Origin of the sequence: Campylobacter sp. US25a, from assembly GCF_004379075.1 — a bacterium.
Classification (GTDB): Bacteria; Campylobacterota; Campylobacteria; order Campylobacterales; family Campylobacteraceae; genus Campylobacter_D; species Campylobacter_D jejuni.
This window is the reverse complement of record NZ_RYYM01000158.1, coordinates 1-241: the sequence shown is the minus strand read 5'-3', so window position 1 is coordinate 241 and position 241 is coordinate 1. Positions and strand designations below refer to the sequence as shown.

Below are 241 nucleotides of genomic sequence, written 5' to 3'. Positions count from 1 at the left end.
AGCGTAAGAGATTCCCAAAGCTCAGGCTTTTTAAATAGCTTTGGCGGAAATGTTCGCAGTGATAAAGTATGACATTTAAATTCAAATCAAATCAATAATACACAACAAACTTATGAATGCAAATATATAGAAAAAAATACTATTATTTTTGCAGAAGCTGTGAAAACAGGACTTAAACTTCCTGAAGCTACGCCTATTTTAGAAGATAAAATTGCAAATCAGATTGCAGGATTATTTTAAT

The 241-nt window shown here is 30.3% G+C and carries 1 pseudogene; it reads left to right on the top strand.

Annotated elements, in window-relative coordinates:
• Positions 1-240: pseudogene (gene traT / locus ELQ12_RS10900) on the top strand (complement resistance protein TraT); the annotation flags it as partial.
• Position 241 lies beyond the last annotated feature (1 nt).